The sequence below is a fragment of the Pseudarthrobacter sp. NPDC059871 genome (genome assembly GCF_042731175.1).
In the GTDB taxonomy this organism is placed as follows: Bacteria; Actinomycetota; Actinomycetes; order Actinomycetales; family Micrococcaceae; genus Arthrobacter.
Genome location: NZ_JBHWJV010000008.1, coordinates 26,111 through 43,959, shown reverse-complemented (window position 1 = coordinate 43,959; position 17,849 = coordinate 26,111). Strand labels below are relative to the sequence as shown.

Below are 17,849 nucleotides of genomic sequence, written 5' to 3'. Positions count from 1 at the left end.
GGGTAGGCTAGCGCGGGGAACAGAGAGCCCGATACCGGGTTTTTGGGGATTTCGGCCGGGGGGCCGCCGCACAACTGAGGGAAGCCAATCGCTGTGACAAGTCTGCTGGGGAAACTTGGGCTCAAACGGCGCCACAGGAAGATCGTCACCGGTACAGCCTTCGCCGCTGCCGTGGCCGTCGTGGCGACCGGCGCCGTGCTCTATCCGGGGTTTAAGACCACTGAGGTGGAGTTGAATGACGGTGGTGTGTGGGTGGTGTCGAAGTCCAAGAATGCGGTGGGGCGGTTGAATTATCCGTCGCGTGTGTTGGATGGGGCGGTGACTCCTGCGTCGTCGACGTTTGATATTTTGCAGGATGCCGGTGAGGTGTTTGTTGATGATGAGTCTGGTTCGACGTTGAATCAGGTGTCGCCGGCGAATATGCGTTTGGGTGGGGATAAGCAGTTGCCGGGGGCTGCGGATGTGAGTTTTGGGTCGTCGGTGTTGTCGGTGACGGATGCGGCGTCGGGCAAGGTGTGGGCGGTGTCGCCGTCGACGGTGAATGGTTTTGATGAGGAAGCGTCGGAGCCGGTGTTGGTGGGGTCTGAGGGTACGGTGTCGGCGGTGGGTGCTGATGATCGTATTTATTCGGCGGATCCGAAGGCTGGGACGGTGACGGTGACCGGTGTTGATGCTAATGGGGTGGTGGTGTCGTCGGAGTCTGAGTCGTGGTCTGAGTTGAAGGGTGCGGGGGATCTGCAGGTCACGGTGGTGGGGGACCGGCCGGTGGTGTTGGATGCTGCGGCGGGGAACCTGTTTTTGCCTGGTGGTAAGCGGTTGCAGTTGGCTGATGCGCGGGATGCGAAGTTGCAGCAGGGTGGTCCGGGCAGTGATTTTGTGGCGATTGCGACGCAGAAGGCGTTGTTGAAGCAGCCGTTGGATGGTGGGACAACGAAGGCGGTGTCGTTTGGTGGTGAGGGTGTTCCTGCGGCGCCGGTGCAGTTGGGTGGGTGTGTGCATGCTGCGTGGTCGGGGGCGAATAAGTATGTCCGTGATTGTGTCAGTGATGCTGATGATAAGAATGTGGATGTGCCGAAGGCGAGTGCGTCGCCGTCGTATGTGTTTCGGGTGAACCGGGACCTAGTGGTCCTCAATGATGTGAATTCCGGGAATGTGTGGCTGGTGAACCAGAACATGCAGCTCGTGAACAACTGGGACGACGTTGTTCCCCCCAAGAACGAATCCGATGAACAGGACCAGGAATCCGCGGACATCAACACCATCAACGTGTTGCCGGACCGCACCAAACCGAACCGTCCGCCGGAAACCAAGCCCGACGTCGTCGGCGTCCGTCCCGGCCGCACCACCATCCTGAGCGTCCTGGACAACGACTCGGATCCCGACGGCGACGTCCTCACCGCCGGGCTTCAGGGCAACCCGCCGAGGGCAGGGACGCTGGAGAACATCTACGGCGGCACCGCCTTCCAGATCTCCGTGCCGGCCGACGCCCGGCCCGGCACGGAAACGTTCAGCTACTCGGCGTCCGACGGGCGTGGCCTCTCCGCAGCCGGACAGGTCACCCTCAACGTGGTGGGCCCGGACGATAACAAGCCGCCGCAGTTCAAACGCGGCGAGAACACCACCATGCTGGTGGAACAGGGCAAGACCGTGAGCCAGAACATCCTTACGGACTGGGTGGACCCCGACGGCGACGACCTGGTGCTCCTTGATGCCAAGGCCGATAACGACCAGGACCAGGTGAAAGTCCGCCGCGACGGCCTGCTCACGTTCCAGGACTCCGGCGCCACCGCTGGGAAGAAGAACGTTGAGGTGACCATCTGGGACGGCCGCGACACCGTCACCGGCAGGGTGGTCATCAACGTCCAGCCACCCGGTGCCCTTGCGCCCGTGGTCAACGCTGACCATGTCACAGCCGTGGTGGGCCAGGATTTGGTGATTTCGCCGCTGAAGAATGACGTGGACCCCAACGGCGGCGCGCTTCGCCTGGCCCAGGTGGAAGCCAACGGCCCCGCGGATCTCGGCCCCGTGACAGACGGCGGAACCTTCACGTTCCGCAGTACCACCCCGGGCCCCGTCTACCTCACGTACATTGCCAGCAACGGCCCGCAGAGCAGCCAGGGACTGATCCGCGTGGACGTCGAGTCCGGTGACGATCCCGGCGACCCTGTTGCTGTCCACGACGTCGCCCTGATGCCCACCGGTGGCAGCGTCCTGCTGGACCCGCTGGCCAACGACTCCGACCCCTCAGGCGGCGTTCTGGTGCTGCAATCCGTGAAGCTGCCGGAAAATGCCACCATCTCAGTCAGCGTGATCAATCACAGCGTCCTGCGCATCACGGACATCCTGGGAACCAAGGATCCGATCCTCTTCGAATACACCATGTCCAACGGCAAGAAGTCGGCCACCGGTTCCGTCTCCGTGGTACCCGTCCCGGCACCGGCCGTGGTGGAAGCACCCCAGCCCAAGCCTGACGAGGTGAACGTCCGCGTCAACGACGTCGTCACCATTCCCGTCCTGGACAACGACACGCACCCACAGGGCCAGGAACTGACTGTGGACCCGGTCCTGCCGCAGGGCGTGGACCCGGTCGACGGGAAGAGTTTCGTCTCGGAAAACACTGTCCGGTTCATCGCGGGCAGCCAGCCAAAGACGGTCCGTGCCATCTACAACGCGGTGGACCCGCAGGGCCAAAAGAGCGCCGCCGCAGTCACCATCCACATCCTCCCTTTGGAAGGCGCGGAGAATTCCCGGCCCCAGCCACGCAACCTCACTGCCCGCGTGGTGGCGGCCGGCACCGTCCGCATTCCGGTGCCCCTGGACGGCATCGATCCCGACGGCGACTCGGTCCAGCTCACCGGAATCGACAGTACTCCAGCCATGGGTACAGCCACCGTGGGCAGCAACTTCATCGACTTCACGGCTGCCGGTGATGGCGCCGGGACCGATACTTTCCGCTACAAGGTGGTGGATCGGCAGGGTGCCGTCAACACCGGCACCGTGACCGTGGGCATCGCCCCGCGCGGCGAAATCAACCAGAAGCCCACTCCCGTGGACGACGAGGTGCGGGTCCGCCCGGGCCGCCAGATCGCCGTCGACGCCACCGGCAACGACACCGATCCCGACGGCGACCAGATCCGCATCCTCACCGACGGCATCGAGGCTGATCCGGCCCTTCAGGCAACCGTCAGCAAGGCCAGCGGACGGGTTATCCTGACCGCTCCCAACGAGGCCGGGACCGTCAACGTCCGGTACACCGTGGCCGATGACCGGGACGCCCGGGCGCAGGCCACCATCCGCGTGGTGGTGGACCCGGAGGTTCCGCTCAAGGCACCCATCGCCCGTGACGACCGGGTCACGTCCGCCCAGACCATGGGCAAGACCGCCGTGGACGTTCCCGTCCTGAAAAACGACGAAGACCCCGACGGCGTGGGCGAGAACCTGAAGATCAGCACCGAGGCAACCACGGCCCGGCCCGGCGCCGAAGGCAACATGATTGTTGACCTTACCGAGCAGCCGCAGCTTATCCCGTACACCGTGGAGGACGTGGACGGGCAGAAGTCCACCGCCATCATCTGGGTGCCCGGCCTCGGCCAGCAGGTTCCCACGCTTGCCAAGGACGAGGTCCTGGAAGTGGTGGCCGGCCAGTCCGTCAACGTGGACCTGGACGAATGGGTCAAGGTCCGTGAAGGCCGCTCTCCGCGGCTTACCCAGGCGGACCGGATCAAGCTCATCGGAGCCGACGGCAGCGACCCCGTCACCGGTGACGGCACGGGGCTGAAGTACACCGCAGGCACCGACTATGTGGGTCCGGGTTCGCTGACCTTCGAAGTCACGGACGGAACCGGACCTGACGATCCCGCCGGCCTGAAGTCGACTCTCAGCATCCGCACCAAGGTCCTCCCGGACCCCAACAAGAACAACCCGCCTGAGCTCCTGGGCGCGAACGTCGAAGTGCCCATGGGCGACTCGGCGAGCATCGATCTGGGCAAGCTGACCTCGGACCCGGACGGGGACGACGTCGACAACATGAAGTACGAACTCCTGGACGGTGCGCCGGCCGGATTCAACGTGAGCGTCGACGGCAAGAACCTCAAAGTCTCCGCGGCGGACTCCAGCCGGGCCGGCACGGCCGGTGCCGTGCAGGTCAAGGCCAGGGACCCGCGCGGCCTTGAAGCTACGGCTACGTTCCAGCTGTCCGTGACGGCATCCAACCGGCCCAAACCGGTAGCAAACGACGACGTTGAGCCCAACGCCGCCGCCGGCAAGCCCGTCACCATCAACGTCCTGGCCAACGACGCCAACCCGTTCCCCGAAACAGCGCTGAAGATCATTGCCGCCGGCGCCGAGACCGGCAACGGCAATGTGGAAGTGAATGGCGACTCCTTGACTATCACGCCGAATCAGGGCTTCACCGGAACCATGGTGGTCACCTACACAGTGGAGGACAAGACCCAGGACGCGTCACGGCACGCCACGGCACGCGTCCGGCTTACGGTCAAGGACGAGCCCGCGGCGCCAACCACTCCCCAGGCGCAAAGCGTGGGGGACAGGACTGCACTGCTGACCTGGACCGCACCCGCGGACCGCGGCTCACCCATCACCAAGTACACCGTGTACGGCGAGGGCGGGTTCAAGCAGGACTGTCCGGCCAACACCTGCACGCTGAACGGGCTGGTCAACAACACGAAGTACCACTTCCAGGTCACCGCCACCAACGAGTTCGGCGACTCCGACAAGTCCCCGCCCTCGGCCGAGGTCCGACCCGACGTCAAGCCGGATACACCGCTGGCGCCCTCCCTGAAGTTCGGCGACAAGCAACTGTCCATCAACTGGACCGCGCCCGCCAGCAAGGGTTCGCCGGTGAAGTCCTACGACCTGGAGATCTCGCCGGCCCCCGCGGGGCAGAACGCCCAGATCCAGAATCTGACCGCTGTCAGCTATGTCTGGAAGGGCCTGCAGAACGGCGTGTCCTACAAGGTGCGTGTCCTTGCACGTAACGATGCCAAGGAGCCCTCTGAGTGGAGCCCGTACTCTGCGGCAGAAGTACCGGCAGGCGTGCCGGCTACCCCGGCAGCACCCACGGCCGCGCAGGCAGCGCCCCTCGGCCAGCAGAGCCAACTGCGGGTCAGTTGGGCTGCGCCGAACAATAACGGTGACGCCGTCTCGGCCTACACCCTCACCACCCTCCGGGGCGGTGCGGTGGTTGCCACCCAGCAGGTGGCCGGCACCTCGCAGAACGTGACAGTGGACAATTCCGAGGCCAACTACACCTTCACCGTCTCCGCCACCAACAAGGCCGGAACCAGCGCCACGAGTGCCCAGTCGGCGCCCATCCGGGCCGTGGGCAAGCCGGCCATGGTCGGTACACCGACGGCGACGCTGGTGGACACCGGATCCAATGGCGGAAAGATCGACGTCAGGTTCCCAGTGTTGAGCGACGGCCAACGAAACGGTTCGACCGCTCAGGAAATCACCTACAAATACTCGCTGACCTCCGGCGGGGGCAGCGGCAACATCGCTGCCGGCGGCGGAACCGTCGCCGCCGCAAATGGCACCCCAACTTCGGTGGTGGTCTGGGCCGTTTCCTCTCGCAGTTCCACCGCCGGTGACGCCAGCGCTCCGTCCAACCAGGTCAATCCCTATGGCCTGGCCTTTGCTCCGAACGTGAACGGGAGCAAGAGCAGCGGAGTGGGCGACAAGACAGTGTCCTGGACATGGAACCAGCCGGACGGCAACGGCCGCGCTGTCACGGGATACCAGTACAGTGTCGACGGCGGCGGCTGGCAGAACACCGACCAGCGATCCTTCTCGAAGACGGTTGGCTACAGCCAGACGGTCACCCTCCGCGTGCGCGCCATCAGCGGCGGCCAGCCGGGCCGGATCGGCAGCGATACGTCCCGCAGCGGCGCCGAGCCGCCGCCCCCGGTCCCGACGTCCCAGATTCAAGTGGAGGCCACTACCGTCAGGACCTGCCCAGGCAAGCCAAACCAGTCCGACACGTACTCGGACGGTCCGCCGAAGAGGTGTGGCGCAGGATGGGTTGAACGGTCTGAGGGCAAGCTCACCATTGACTGCACCAAGGACATCTACGGCAACGGAACACCATGGTTCCGTGTCACCCAGGGCAGCCACCCGGGCTGGTACGTCAAATCCACCACTGTGGATCTGTATGGCCCGAGGCCCGGAGGCTGCTGATGGGAACAACAGAACGCCACGCCAGACTCATAGGCGCTTCCCGTTCCGGGCGTGCCACGCTATCCCGCCAACACAAGAAGAGGACCATCTCATGACGATGACCAGCGAGCAGGCCGCGTGGTTTGCCGATACGTTCGAAAAGCTCGTTGCCAATGTGGGGCAGGCGGTGCTGGGTAAGGAACACGTCATCCGGCTGACCTTTACCGCGATGCTGGCCGAGGGCCACGTCCTGTTCGAGGACGCCCCCGGAACGGGTAAGACCTCCCTGGCCCGCGCGCTGGCCGCCACCGTCCAGGGCTCCAACAACCGCATCCAGTTCACCCCTGACCTCCTGCCTTCGGATGTCACCGGCGTGACCATCTACGACCAGAAGACGCAGAAGTTCGAGTTCCACAAGGGGCCGATCTTCAACAACATCGTCCTCGCCGACGAAATCAACCGCGCGTCGCCGAAGACCCAGTCCGCGCTCCTTGAGGTCATGGAAGAGTCCAGGGTCACCGTGGACGGCGTCACCTACTCGGCGGGCCGCCCGTTCATGGTGATGGCCACCCAGAACCCGATCGAACAGGCCGGCACCTACCGCCTCCCGGAAGCCCAGCTGGACCGCTTCCTGATCAAGACGTCCATTGGCTACCCGGACCACGCCTCCACGGTCCGGCTGCTGGGCGGCTCCAACCTCAAGGACCGTTCCCAGGATCTTTCCGCCGTCATCACCACCCAGGCCGTGGCCGACATGGCTGACCTTGCCGCCACCGGACACGTGGACACCGCTGTGCTCGAGTACATTTCCCGGCTGTGTGAGGAAACCCGCAGCGCCCCGGAAACCCGGCTGGGCGTCTCGGTCCGCGGCGCCCTCGCCATGGTCCGCGCCGCGAAGGTCTGGGCGGCCTCGCAGGGCCGCAACTTCGTCCTGCCGGACGACATCAAGGAACTCGCCCCGGTGGTGTGGACCCACCGCTTCGTGATGGACCCCGAAGCCGAGTTCTCCGGCGCGACTCCAGAGGCGGTGCTGGCCCGGATCCTCGCCGACGTGGCCGCCCCGCAGCAGCGCACCAACGCCTGACCCGCAGGCCCGGCACGCCCTCCACTTCCAGCAACAACGAAGGCACACATATGTCCACCGGCACCCCGCTGACCCGGCTCACGGAGCGTCTCAAGCAACCCTTCCACCGGGACGGCAGGCCCACCCGCCTGCACCCGTCGGCGGTCTGGGCCGAGGCAAGCTCCACAGTGGGCCTCGCCCTGGCACCGGCCTGGCGCACCGTCCGGAAGGCGTGGCTCACCTACGCATGGCCGGTACTCTCCGTGGTCAGCGTGCTGGGATGGTCGGTCCTCGCCGCCACGATCCTGCTCTGGTGGGCAGGATCGGCCTATGGCTGGCAGGAGGCGAAGGCCGCCGCCGTGGCGGCCTTCGTTATGTTCCTCATCGCCGTTGGCTTCATCCTGGGCCGCTCCACTTACGGAGTTGTCCTGGACCTGGCGCGGACTCGCGTGGCGGTGGGGGACAGCGCGGTGGGAAGCATCGCCGTCACCAACACGTCCAGCCGGCCGCTGCTGCCCGCATCGGTCGAACTGCCCGTTGGCGGAGTCACCGCAGTCTTCCACCTGCCCCGCATGAAGCCCCAGCAGGTCCACGAAGACCTCTTCACCATTCCCACCGCCCGCCGCGCCGTCATCGTGGTGGGTCCTGTCCGCTCCGTCCGGGCCGACCCGCTGCACCTGCTGCGCCGCCAGGTCCTGTGGACCGAGCCCGAGGACCTCTTCGTCCACCCGCGCACGGTGCCCCTGGCAGGCTCCGCCGCCGGGTTCATCCGCGACCTCGAAGGCATGCCCACCACCGAACTGTCCAGCGCCGACGTCTCCTTCCACGCCCTCCGCGACTACGTCCCCGGAGATGACCGGCGGCACATCCACTGGAAGACCACTGCACGGACCAACAAGCTGATGGTCCGCCAGTTCGAGGAAACCCGCCGGGCGCACCTTGCCATCGCGCTGTCCATCAACACGGAGGAATACGCCTCCGAGGACGAATTCGAAATGGCCATCTCGGCGGCCGCATCGATCGGCCGCCAGGCGATCCGCGAGCAGCGCGAGCTGGACGTCCTGACGCAAAAGGGGCCGCTGCGCTGCGAAACCGGGCGCAACATGCTCGACGACATGACCCGGATCGTCGGCACCCCGATGCGCCGCACCGCCGTCGACCTCGCCCGCACTTTGGCAGACACCGTCCCCAACGCCTCCGTGGTGTTCTTCGTGGTGGGCAGCAACGTGACAGCCACCCAGCTGCGCTCCTCCGCGGCCTCCGTTCCGCCGGGCGTCCGCAGCCTCGCCGTCCGGATCGAGGCCGGGGCCGCGTCCAGCAGGGCCAACATCGCAGACCTCACCGTGCTGACCGTCGGCGACCTCGCCGACCTCGGCATCGTCCTCCGAAAGGCGGCAGCATGACCTCCGCACCTGGCCTCCGCCCCAGAAGCGGATCCGCCCGGAAAGCCTTCAGCAGCCAAGGCGGCCCGTTCAGTAACGGGCAGCCCGCCTGGCATTTCGCCCTCGACGCCGGTGCCCTCACCGTCCTCCTGGGGCTGGGACTGCTCGGTTTCGGGCTCAGCTTCGGCGGCGACCCCTACTACCTGCTGTCCGGCTTCGGCGGCATCATCCTGGGCCTGGGCATCGGCGTGCTCAACGCGCACCTGCGCCTCGGATTGCTGGTCACCACGGCCATCACCCTGGGCGCCTACCTCGTGTTCGGCACCCTGCTGGCAGTTCCGGACGCCGCCATCGCCGGGTTTGTGCCCACCCTGGACTCGCTCCGCACACTCCTGCTGGGTGTGGTGTTCGCCTGGAAGGACATGCTCACCGTGGGCGTCCCGGTAGGGTCAGCCAACGGCGTGCTGATCGTCCCGTTCCTGAGCTCAATGATCATGGCCCTCGTGGCAGCCGTGCTGACCTGGCGGGTGCGCAGCCCCTACCTCCCGCTGCTCCCTGTCCTGCTCCTCTTCGTCACGGGTATCGCGTTCAGCACCAATGCCGCCTTCCTCACGGTTGAACGCGGCATCGGCCTGACGGTGCTGGGCATCGCCTGGGCAACCTTCCGCCGCGACGCCCTCCGCAGGTCCTCCACCCGGCGGGTTTCCGTCAACAATCCGCAGGCCGACACCGCCACCGCCCGGAAAGCCTCGCTGCGCCGCCTGGGCATGGCCGCCGCCGTGATCGCCGTCAGCGTGGGCGTCACCGCCCTGTCCGCGCCGCTGGTGACCGCCGGAAACGAACGCAAGGTCCTCCGCAACGTGGTGGTTCCGCCGTTCGATCCCAAGGCCTACATCACCCCGCTGGCCAGCTTCCGCACCTACGTCAAGGACAAAAAGGACGACACCCTGTTCGTCGTCAAGGGACTTCCCCGCGACGGCAGGGTACGGCTGGGGGCCCTGGACGCCTTCAACGGGACCAACTACAACATGGACCCCAACGGCTCGGGCAACTTCAGCAAGGTGGGCGATGCCGAGTCCATCAACACGCTGGCGGACACCTCAAGCGTGGTCCCCACGAACGACTACGCCATTGACATCAGCATCGAGGACTACCAGGGATACTTCGTCCCCGGCGGCCGGAAGACCACCGGCATCAGCTTCGACCAGGGCGGGTCCCAGGCGGCGTCCGGCCTGTACTTCAACTCCGGCACGGATACCGCCGTCACCACCAACGGGCTCAACCGGGGCGACTCCTACAGCGTGCAGGTGTCAGATCCCGTAAAACTGGAGCACGGCCAGTTGACGCAGTACGACTTTGCGCAGGTCTCGCTTCCGGACCCGCTGGAAGTTCCGCCGGTGGTGGGTTCGCAGGCCAACGACCTGTCCGCCGATGCCCCGACGGCCATCGACCGGGTCCGCCAGATCGAGGCCCACTTCCAAAAGACCGGCGCGTTCAGTAACGGCCTGGTCAGCGAAGGGCAGCTCCCCAGCGTCTCCGGCCACGGCTCGGCACGCATCCGCAACCTGCTGACGGCAAAGCAGATGCTGGGCGACGACGAACAGTACGCCGTGGCGATGTCCCTGATGCTGCGCCACCTGGGCATCCCGTCCCGGGTGGTCATGGGCTTCTACCCTGACCCCACGAGCCCTGAAAACGGTGCCGGCGAGGTCAGGATCACGGGCAAGAACGTCCACGCCTGGGTGGAAGTCGCGTTCGAACGCGTTGGTTGGGTCAGCTTCGATCCCACCCCGCCCAAGGACAACGTTCCCATCCCGCCGGACCCGGAGAACAAGTCCAAGCCCAAGCCGCAGGTACTGCAGCCGCCGCCCCCGCCGCAGGAACCGGCAGACCTTCCGCCGGACTCCTCGCCGGATGCGCTGGACGCGGACCAGAAGAAGGACAACCCCTGGCTGTTCTGGGGTGCGCTGCTCAGTGCCCTGGGTGTGGCACTGATCCCGCTGGCCATCCTCGCGTTGCCGCTGCTGCTGGTCGCGTTGTTGAAATCACGACGCCGGAAGTCGCGTTTCAGCGCAGGTGACCCTGCGCAGCGCGTCGGCGGGGGATGGAGCGAAGTGGTCAGCCTTGCCACCGACATGGGTGCCGCCGTCGACACGAAGGCCACGCGCCGGGAAAGCGCCGCGGTCCTGGCCGAGGCGTTCCCGGGCAGCCAGTCCGCCACCACGACTTTGGCGCGGCGCGCCGACGCCTCGATCTTCGGCGCCGGGCAGCCCAGCGAGGACGAGGTGCGCGAATACTGGACCATCGTGGACGGGTCGCTGAAGGAAATGACAGCCACGGTGGGTTTCTGGCGCCGCCAGCAGGCCCGGTTCTCACCGCGGTCGCTCCTTTCCGACGCACGCACCGCCCTGAACACGAAAGACACCGCCGGCGGCGGCGGACGCCGGTTCAAACTGCCGGCGCTGCCGTTCGGGAAAGCCGCGGGCCGCCGTCGTCCGCCTGCCGGGCCGCCCGCTGACGGACCCGGCACGCCACCGGCCGGCACCGGCGCACCGTCCCCTGAAGAACCCCCAACGCAAGGACCCAAACAGCAGTGACCCCCAATGCCGAGCGCTGCCCGCGCTGCCAGCAGAGCATCCGCACGGGCGCCGCTTTCTGCACCTCATGCGGGGCGCCGCTGCCCAACCGGTCGGCACGGAGCCTCCGCAACCAGGAGCAGGTTCCCGTACCCGGTGCCGGCCCCAACCCCGGCTCCCAGCCCGGCGCCGGCACCGCGCCGTACCAAGGGACGGACGTCCGGGCGTCGCCAGTTGCCGCGCACCGGCCGCCGATTCCCGGTACTATCCCGGTAGTACAAATGCCCCAGGCAACTTCTGCCGCGGGCATCGCGAACGCGGCAGCGGTGCAGGGGAGCGCCGCAGGTCCGGCAGGGGCGTCCGCGCCAGGGGGAGGAACAGGAATGGCAGGAAACCTTCAGCTTGTCCCGGCAACCGTGGGCAAGCGGCTCGGGGCTGCCGTCGTGGATTGGCTGTTCCCGCTGGCGGTCCTGGTGGTGACGTTCGCCATTGGCTTTGCAGGGATTACCCGCACCCGCAGCGGTGGTTTCATCATTTACGACACCGCCTCCCTGGTGCTGTTTGGCGGCATTGGACTGGGCATCACCGTGGTTTACGCAGCCGTGCTGACAGGCCTCGAAGCCCGGACGGGCAAAACGCCCGGCAACCTCCTGATGGGGATCCGCAGCACCGACAATGACGGCTATGCGCCTGGCGCCGGCGGAGTGTTCGTGCGCGGACTGCTGACCGGTGCCGGCGTGCTGCTGACACTCATTGGAGCCGTCCTGGTGGTGGTATTCAAGTGGTTCGACGCCGCTTTCTTCATCCTGGGGCCGCTGCTCCTGGTGGCGGCCGTTTGGGCCGTGCTGGTAGTGGTTTCCAATACCTGGGACAAGGGCGGGCGCCTGCGCGGCTGGCACGACAATGCCGCCAAGACGCTTGTTTTCGACGTCAAGGCGGGCCGTGATCCGATCACCACGGGCGGCATCCAGGGCCCGTACAGCTTCGCGCCGCTGGACCTGCCGCCCGTCCAGCAGGTGCTCTCGCCCGTCGCGGGCGCCCGCGCGCCCCAGGTCATCGCCCCCCAGGCGCCGGCCGGAGCAGCACAGCAGACAAATGCGGCACAGGCACAGGGTCCGCAGCCGGTCCACCAGACGCCCGCTGCACCCGCTGCAGCGCCCGTCCAGCCCCACCCGGTCCAGCCCGTCCAGCCCCACCCGGCGCCAGCCATCCAGCCCGACGGCCGGACCATCCCCGCGCAGACCGTCTCCTACACCTCGCCCGCGTCCTTCGCACCGCAGGGCACTCCGGCGCCGGAAGCCGCCCCTGCACCGCCCGCAACATGGCAGCCCGGGCAACCCGGGACCGCCCAGCAATTTGCGGCGCCAGCGGGCATGGGACAGCAGTCCGCCGGGCAGCAGTCTCCGGCGCAGCCGCACGCGGACGACGACGTCGAACGCACCCAGGTGCGTCCCGGCACCGCCGGCCCGGCGCCTGTCGCCGTGCTGCGGATCAGGCTCGACGACGGCCGCGACTTCCAGCTCGACCGCAGCGTCCTGGTAGGCCGCAACCCCGTAGGCTCCGCAGGCGAACAGCACGCCCAGCTCCTCGCCGTCGACGACCCCGGACGGTCCATCTCCAAGACCCACCTGCACGTCCTGACTGACGGGGCCGGCATCTGGGTGACCGACCGGAACTCCACCAACGGCAGTGCCGTGACCACGCCCGACGGACTCCGAACGCCCCTCGCGGCAGGTGTCCCGACTTTCGTTTCCCCCGGTTCCAGCGTCCACTTTGGCGACCGGACCTTTTACCTAGGACAGGCATGAACCAACAGCCCGCCAGTGTTCCCTCCACCACGCAGCCGGGCCCGGGCCTGAGCCTCAACTGCGGCTACGGGACGGACCGGGGACTCCGCCGCGAGCTGAATGAGGATTCCTTCATCGCGTCGGACCCGGTCTTCGCCGTTGCCGACGGCATGGGCGGCCACGAGGCCGGCGAGATTGCCAGCGGCATGTGCGTCAGGACCCTGGCAGCGATTCCGCAGTTGTCCACGGGGGACCGGAGCGTCACGGCCGCGGTCCTGCAGCAGTACCTGCTGCGCGCGGACAACTCCATCCGGGAAGCCACGGGTGCCCGGGCGGGAACCACGCTGACCGGTGCGGTGGTGGTGGAGCAGATGGGCATGCCGTATTGGCTGGTCATGAACATCGGCGACTCCCGTACCTACCGGCTCAGCCAGGGCCGCTTCGAACAGATCAGCGTGGACCACTCTGAAGTCCAGGAACTCGTGGACGCCGGCGAAATCACACCCCAGCAGGCCACGGTGCATCCCCGCCGCCATGTGGTCACCAGGGCGCTGGGCACCGGGGACGAAACCGAGGCGGACTACTGGCTGCTTCCGGTGGAAGAAGGGGACCGGGTGATGGTCTGCTCCGACGGCCTCACCTCCGAACTGACCGACGAGCACATCCACCGCATCCTCAGCACTGCCGGCCAGCCCCAGGACGCGGTGGACGCCCTGATCCAGGCCGCGCTGCGCAGCGGCGGCCGGGACAACATTACGGTGATAGTGGTGGACGCCCGCAACGTCCTGAACGACGCCGGCGCAGCCACCACCGCTCCGCGGCGGGATCCGTCCGCTGAAGACGAGGTAACGCTGCCCCGCGGACAAGCCGTGCAGGCCACAACCCAGCCTCTTCCCCAACAGGAGGACAGCGCAGGGCAGGCGGACGCGGCCGGGCACGAACAGGCTGCAGGCCAGGAACCCGACGACGGCACGGAGGCCCCGCGATGACCGGCACCAGCTACGTCCCCGGCACCTGGCTGGGCATCGTCCGCTCCCACACGGCGGTTATCCTCGGTCCCGATACGCCGCCGGCCCTCGCCGATTCCGTGTGGAACCTCATTGCCGGGAAGACCGAGGTCTACGAAGTGCTGCAGGCCATCACCGGCAGCGCCGGCGGCAACCTGTCCCGCATTCCGCCGTTCGCCATCCTGGACTTCGCCGGGCCGCTGCGGGTGTTCCTTCGGGGCGGCCTGGAACTCTCTGTCGAAACACCGGAGGGACCTGCGGAGCTGAACGGCCGCGACGTCACCACCTGGAGTGAACGCAGTTTTGCCGTTCCGGGCGCCTGCACCCTGATGATCCCGGGGGCAGGCGAAACCGGACAGCCCGAGCTTCGGCTGGGTGAGGGCATGGTGCTTCTCCAGGCGATCCGCCTGGGCGCGGATGCCGGGCAGGGCGCGCTGGAAGCACCAAGTGCCGCTGCCGTTCCGGACGGTGAAAGCGTAACCGCCGCTGGTGCTGACGGTGCGCCAACGGTCCTGACCGCCGTGGACCCTGCGGCCGATTCTGCCGCTGCGGACCTTCCGGTGGCGGCTGTTGCCGTCGATTCTTCCGGTACCGCTGAAGTTGTTCCGGAGGCCGCCAGCGCCGGCGATGCTGCTGCCCGCCCGGCCGCTGATTCCACATCTCCGGACGCCGGAGATGTGGCTGTACCGGCAACGGCTGTCGCGCCGGGCCGCGCAGAGGTTTCCGTCGAGACCGTGTACGCCGTCCTGGACGAGGACGGCGAATATGCCGATCACGGCGGCGCGCAACAGGCCGGTACAGGCGAAACCGGCATCGTTGACAATGATCCTTCCGCAAATGACTCCATCGAAGACGGCGCAGCGGACAACGCCTCCGGTGAAACCGGCGGCCCGGAACCGGACGCCACCGGACTGGACCTGGACGGCGGCGCGGACCGTGATGCCGAAACGGCAGTTCCCGGGGCAGCTGACCTGCCTGCGGCCATCGACCTGACCAGTTCCTATGACCACCTGTGGGAGCGGACGGTCATGCGGAACATCGAGGATGCTGCGGTCCGCGAGGAACCGGCCGAAGACGATCACGAGTCCGCACCTGCCATCGAGGCCGCGGCCCCGCAGGCTGCCATCGAAGCCGACGCGGACGCTGCTGAACAGCCGGCATCGGAGCATCCGCTGCCGCACGACGAAGCGGACGAAGCGGGGGTCCAGGACGGCGCGGGCCCTTCTCCTGCCGATGCCCCCAAACCGGCCACGGGCCTGCTCATCGAGTCAGTGCCCTGGCGGACCGGGGGAGCGGGGAACGCGCAAGCACCTGCCCCCGAGCCGTTCACCCCGGCACCGGCTTCGAACGGGACACCGCCGGCAGCACCACCGGCTTTTGGAGCGCCTACGCCGGCACAGCAGTGGGGAACAGCCCCGCCGAACAGCTACCCGCCGGCACCCGGGCCAGGGCCGTCGCCCACCGGCTTTGACGATGACCATGACGGCCAGACGGTCATGAAGAGCAGCCTCCCCACCGGGCAGCAGGCACCTGCCACTTCGGGCGGGCCCGGTACGGACGGTTCGGCTCCTGCCAGCGGTCCGCTGGTGTTGGCCCGGGTGTGCCCGCAGGGTCATGCCAACCCGCCCATCCGCTCGGCCTGCACCGAGTGCGGGGCGTCCCTGCCCCAGGACGCCGTGCAGGTGGGCCGCCCCCGCCTGGGCCGGATGCGCCTGTCCACCGGAGAACTGCTGGACCTTGACCAGTCCCTGGTGATCGGCCGGCAGCCATCAGTGTCCCGGGTCCAGGGCGGCGGCATGCCGCGCCTGGTCCAGGTGCCCAGCCCCAGCGGCGACATCTCAAGGTCCCACGTGGAGGTCCGGCTGGAAGGCTGGCACGTCATGCTGTGCGACCTCAAGGCAACCAACGGCACAGTCCTGGTGCGGCAGGGGCAGCCCCCGCGGCGCCTGGCCCAGAACGAGATGGCCATCCTGCTGGACGGTGACATCGCCGAGCTGGGCGATAACATCTCGCTGCGTTTTGAGGAGATTCCTTGAGTTCCAAACGGCCCGTAGCGCCGCCGCCCCGCATCCCGGGGTTCACTTACATCAGCCTGCTCGGTTCCGGCGGGTTCTCTGATGTCTACCTCTACGAGCAGGACAGGCCGCGCCGCAGGGTGGCCGTCAAGGTGCTGCTCTCGGACCTGAAGACCGAGGGCGCGCGCCGCCGGTTCGAGTCCGAGGCCAACCTGATGGCCCAGCTGTCCTCCCATCCCTACATCGTCACCATCTTCGAAGCGGAAGTGACCGATGGCGGGCACTCGTACCTGGCCATGGAGTACTGCTCCCGGCCCAGCCTGGACGTGCGCTACCGCCGCCAGCGGTTCAGCGTGGATGAGGTGCTGGCCGTCGGCATCCAGGTGGCCTCCGCCGTCGAAACGGCACACCGGGCAGGCATTGCCCACCGCGACATCAAGCCCGCCAACATCCTGGTGACGGATTACAACCGTCCGGCCCTGACCGACTTCGGCATCTCCGGCACCCTCGCCGGTGACAGCGACGACGACTCCGGCATGTCCATCCCGTGGTCCCCGCCCGAACAGTTCCGCGACGGCAGCGTGGACGGCGTCATGGTGGACGTCTGGGCGCTTGGTGCCACGCTCTACACACTCCTGGCGGGCCGTTCGCCCTTCGTGCTGCCTGGGGCGGACAACTCCCAGCGCGAACTGATCAACCGCATCAGCAACACCCCGGTTCCGCGCCTGGGCCGCGCGGACGTGCCGGAATCCCTGGAGCTTGCCCTGGCCACCGCCATGGCCAAGTCGCCCCAGTCACGGTATTCCTCCGCGCACGCGTTCGCCCTTGCGCTGCAGCGCATCCAGGCCGAGCTGAACCTCTCCGTCACCCCCTTCGAGGTCCTCGAAGAACCGCAGCAGGAAGAGAACCACCCGGACGAGGGCACCGAGGAGACCCGGGTCCGGAGCATCGCATCGATCGACCCGGAGCGGACCGGCAGCGCACCCACCTTCCCGGCGCGCACGTGGCCGCAGGCTCCCGGATCCGGGGCAGGAGGCAATGGCACCGGGACCACCGGAACCGGAAACACAACGGCGGGGCCGGGCAGCCAAGCCGTCGCGCCGCCGTCGCGCTTCACCGCCCCTGCAGCCGGAACCTGGCCGCCTGCCACGGCGGAAGGACGCAACGCCGCGACGCAGGCCCGCGTCCCCGGCAGCATCTTCGGCAAGGAGGCAACGGACGACGACGGCCCGCACGAATGGTCCCAGTCCACCGTCCTGCGCGGCAGCGGCGGCACCCAGCCCAACTATGGGGCGCCGGTCCACGGCGCTGAGGACGCACACACCAGCTCCGCCGACGCCACCGTCCACCGGCCCGCGGCAAGTGACCGGCCGGCCGAAGGGCCAGAGGAAGCGCCGAAGCAGGACCACGGCAAGCGGAACCTGTGGCTCGCCATAGCCGGCGGCACCATCCTGGCCCTTGCTGCGGTGGTGGGCATCGTGGCGGCCAACTCCGGCGGCGGCACGCCCAAGGTGGTGGAAACCCAGCAGGTATCCAAGCCGCCCGCCGACGCCCTGGACAACGGGACCGTCCCTGACGTCGAAGGGCTGGCCGGGGCTGCCGGCAGTGACGGCAATGTGGCGTTCACCTGGAAGAACCCGCAGCCCAAGGACGGCGACAGCTACAAATGGCGTGTCTACACCATCGGCGGTGGCGGCGAGTTCCAGTCTGTGGCGCAGCCGCCGGTCCAGGTCAAGGCAAACCCCTCCGGGCAGACTTGCGTCCAGGTGATGATCGTCCGCACCGACGGCGCGTTCTCCCCGCTGGAACAGGGTTCCATCGCCTGCACAGGCTCATGACGGCCGG

At 67.6% G+C, this 17,849-nt stretch carries 8 protein-coding genes and 1 pseudogene; all 9 read left to right on the top strand.

What is annotated here, in order from left to right:
• Window positions 1–93 precede the first annotated feature (93 nt).
• The 9 genes and pseudogenes from ACFV4R_RS12015 (at window position 94) to ACFV4R_RS11975 (ending at window position 17,842) form a co-directional block, all read left to right on the top strand.
• The gene (locus tag ACFV4R_RS12015; RefSeq protein ID WP_377202638.1) at window positions 94–6,195 is read left to right on the top strand and encodes an Ig-like domain-containing protein; all 6,102 of its coding nucleotides are present in this window, start codon (window positions 94–96) and stop codon (window positions 6,193–6,195) included.
• 91 nt (window positions 6,196–6,286) lie between these two features.
• Window positions 6,287–7,258: a MoxR family ATPase gene (locus tag ACFV4R_RS12010; RefSeq protein ID WP_268158449.1), complete on the top strand. Its 972-nt coding sequence runs from the start codon at window positions 6,287–6,289 to the stop codon at window positions 7,256–7,258.
• Window positions 7,259–7,308: 50 nt separating this feature from the next.
• Window positions 7,309–8,640 (top strand): DUF58 domain-containing protein, encoded by a 1,332-nt coding sequence (locus ACFV4R_RS12005; RefSeq protein ID WP_377202639.1) that lies wholly within the window; start codon window positions 7,309–7,311, stop codon window positions 8,638–8,640.
• Window positions 8,637–11,216, top strand: coding sequence for a transglutaminase family protein (locus ACFV4R_RS12000; protein ID WP_377202640.1), 2,580 nt, complete (start codon window positions 8,637–8,639; stop codon window positions 11,214–11,216). The genes ACFV4R_RS12005 and ACFV4R_RS12000 overlap by 4 nt, the downstream gene beginning before the upstream one ends.
• Window positions 11,213–11,293: pseudogene (locus tag ACFV4R_RS11995) on the top strand (zinc-ribbon domain-containing protein); the annotation flags it as partial. The gene ACFV4R_RS12000 and the pseudogene ACFV4R_RS11995, both read left to right, overlap by 4 nt.
• 285 nt (window positions 11,294–11,578) lie before the next feature.
• Window positions 11,579–13,003 carry an RDD family protein gene (locus ACFV4R_RS11990; protein ID WP_377202671.1) on the top strand — a complete coding sequence of 475 codons (1,425 nt, stop codon included), beginning with the start codon at window positions 11,579–11,581 and terminating at the stop codon, window positions 13,001–13,003.
• Window positions 13,000–13,971, top strand: a complete 972-nt coding sequence (locus ACFV4R_RS11985) for a PP2C family protein-serine/threonine phosphatase (RefSeq protein WP_377202641.1) — start codon at window positions 13,000–13,002, stop codon at window positions 13,969–13,971. The genes ACFV4R_RS11990 and ACFV4R_RS11985 overlap by 4 nt, the downstream gene beginning before the upstream one ends.
• Window positions 13,968–16,025 (top strand): FHA domain-containing protein, encoded by a 2,058-nt coding sequence (locus ACFV4R_RS11980; RefSeq protein WP_377202642.1) that lies wholly within the window; start codon window positions 13,968–13,970, stop codon window positions 16,023–16,025. The genes ACFV4R_RS11985 and ACFV4R_RS11980 overlap by 4 nt, the downstream gene beginning before the upstream one ends.
• Window positions 16,022–17,842, top strand: coding sequence for a protein kinase (locus tag ACFV4R_RS11975; RefSeq protein WP_377202643.1), 1,821 nt, complete (start codon window positions 16,022–16,024; stop codon window positions 17,840–17,842). The genes ACFV4R_RS11980 and ACFV4R_RS11975 overlap by 4 nt, the downstream gene beginning before the upstream one ends.
• The last annotated feature ends 7 nt before the right edge of the window (window positions 17,843–17,849 follow it).

Coding starts and splice junctions, on each gene's coding strand:
- ACFV4R_RS12010 (WP_268158449.1), top strand. CDS start 6,287: ATGACGATGACCAGCGAGCAGGCCGCGTGGTTTGCCGATACGTTCGAA.
- ACFV4R_RS12000 (WP_377202640.1), top strand. CDS start 8,637: ATGACCTCCGCACCTGGCCTCCGCCCCAGAAGCGGATCCGCCCGGAAA.
- ACFV4R_RS11985 (WP_377202641.1), top strand. CDS start 13,000: ATGAACCAACAGCCCGCCAGTGTTCCCTCCACCACGCAGCCGGGCCCG.
- ACFV4R_RS11980 (WP_377202642.1), top strand. CDS start 13,968: ATGACCGGCACCAGCTACGTCCCCGGCACCTGGCTGGGCATCGTCCGC.
- ACFV4R_RS12005 (WP_377202639.1), top strand. CDS start 7,309: ATGTCCACCGGCACCCCGCTGACCCGGCTCACGGAGCGTCTCAAGCAA.
- ACFV4R_RS11990 (WP_377202671.1), top strand. CDS start 11,579: ATGGCAGGAAACCTTCAGCTTGTCCCGGCAACCGTGGGCAAGCGGCTC.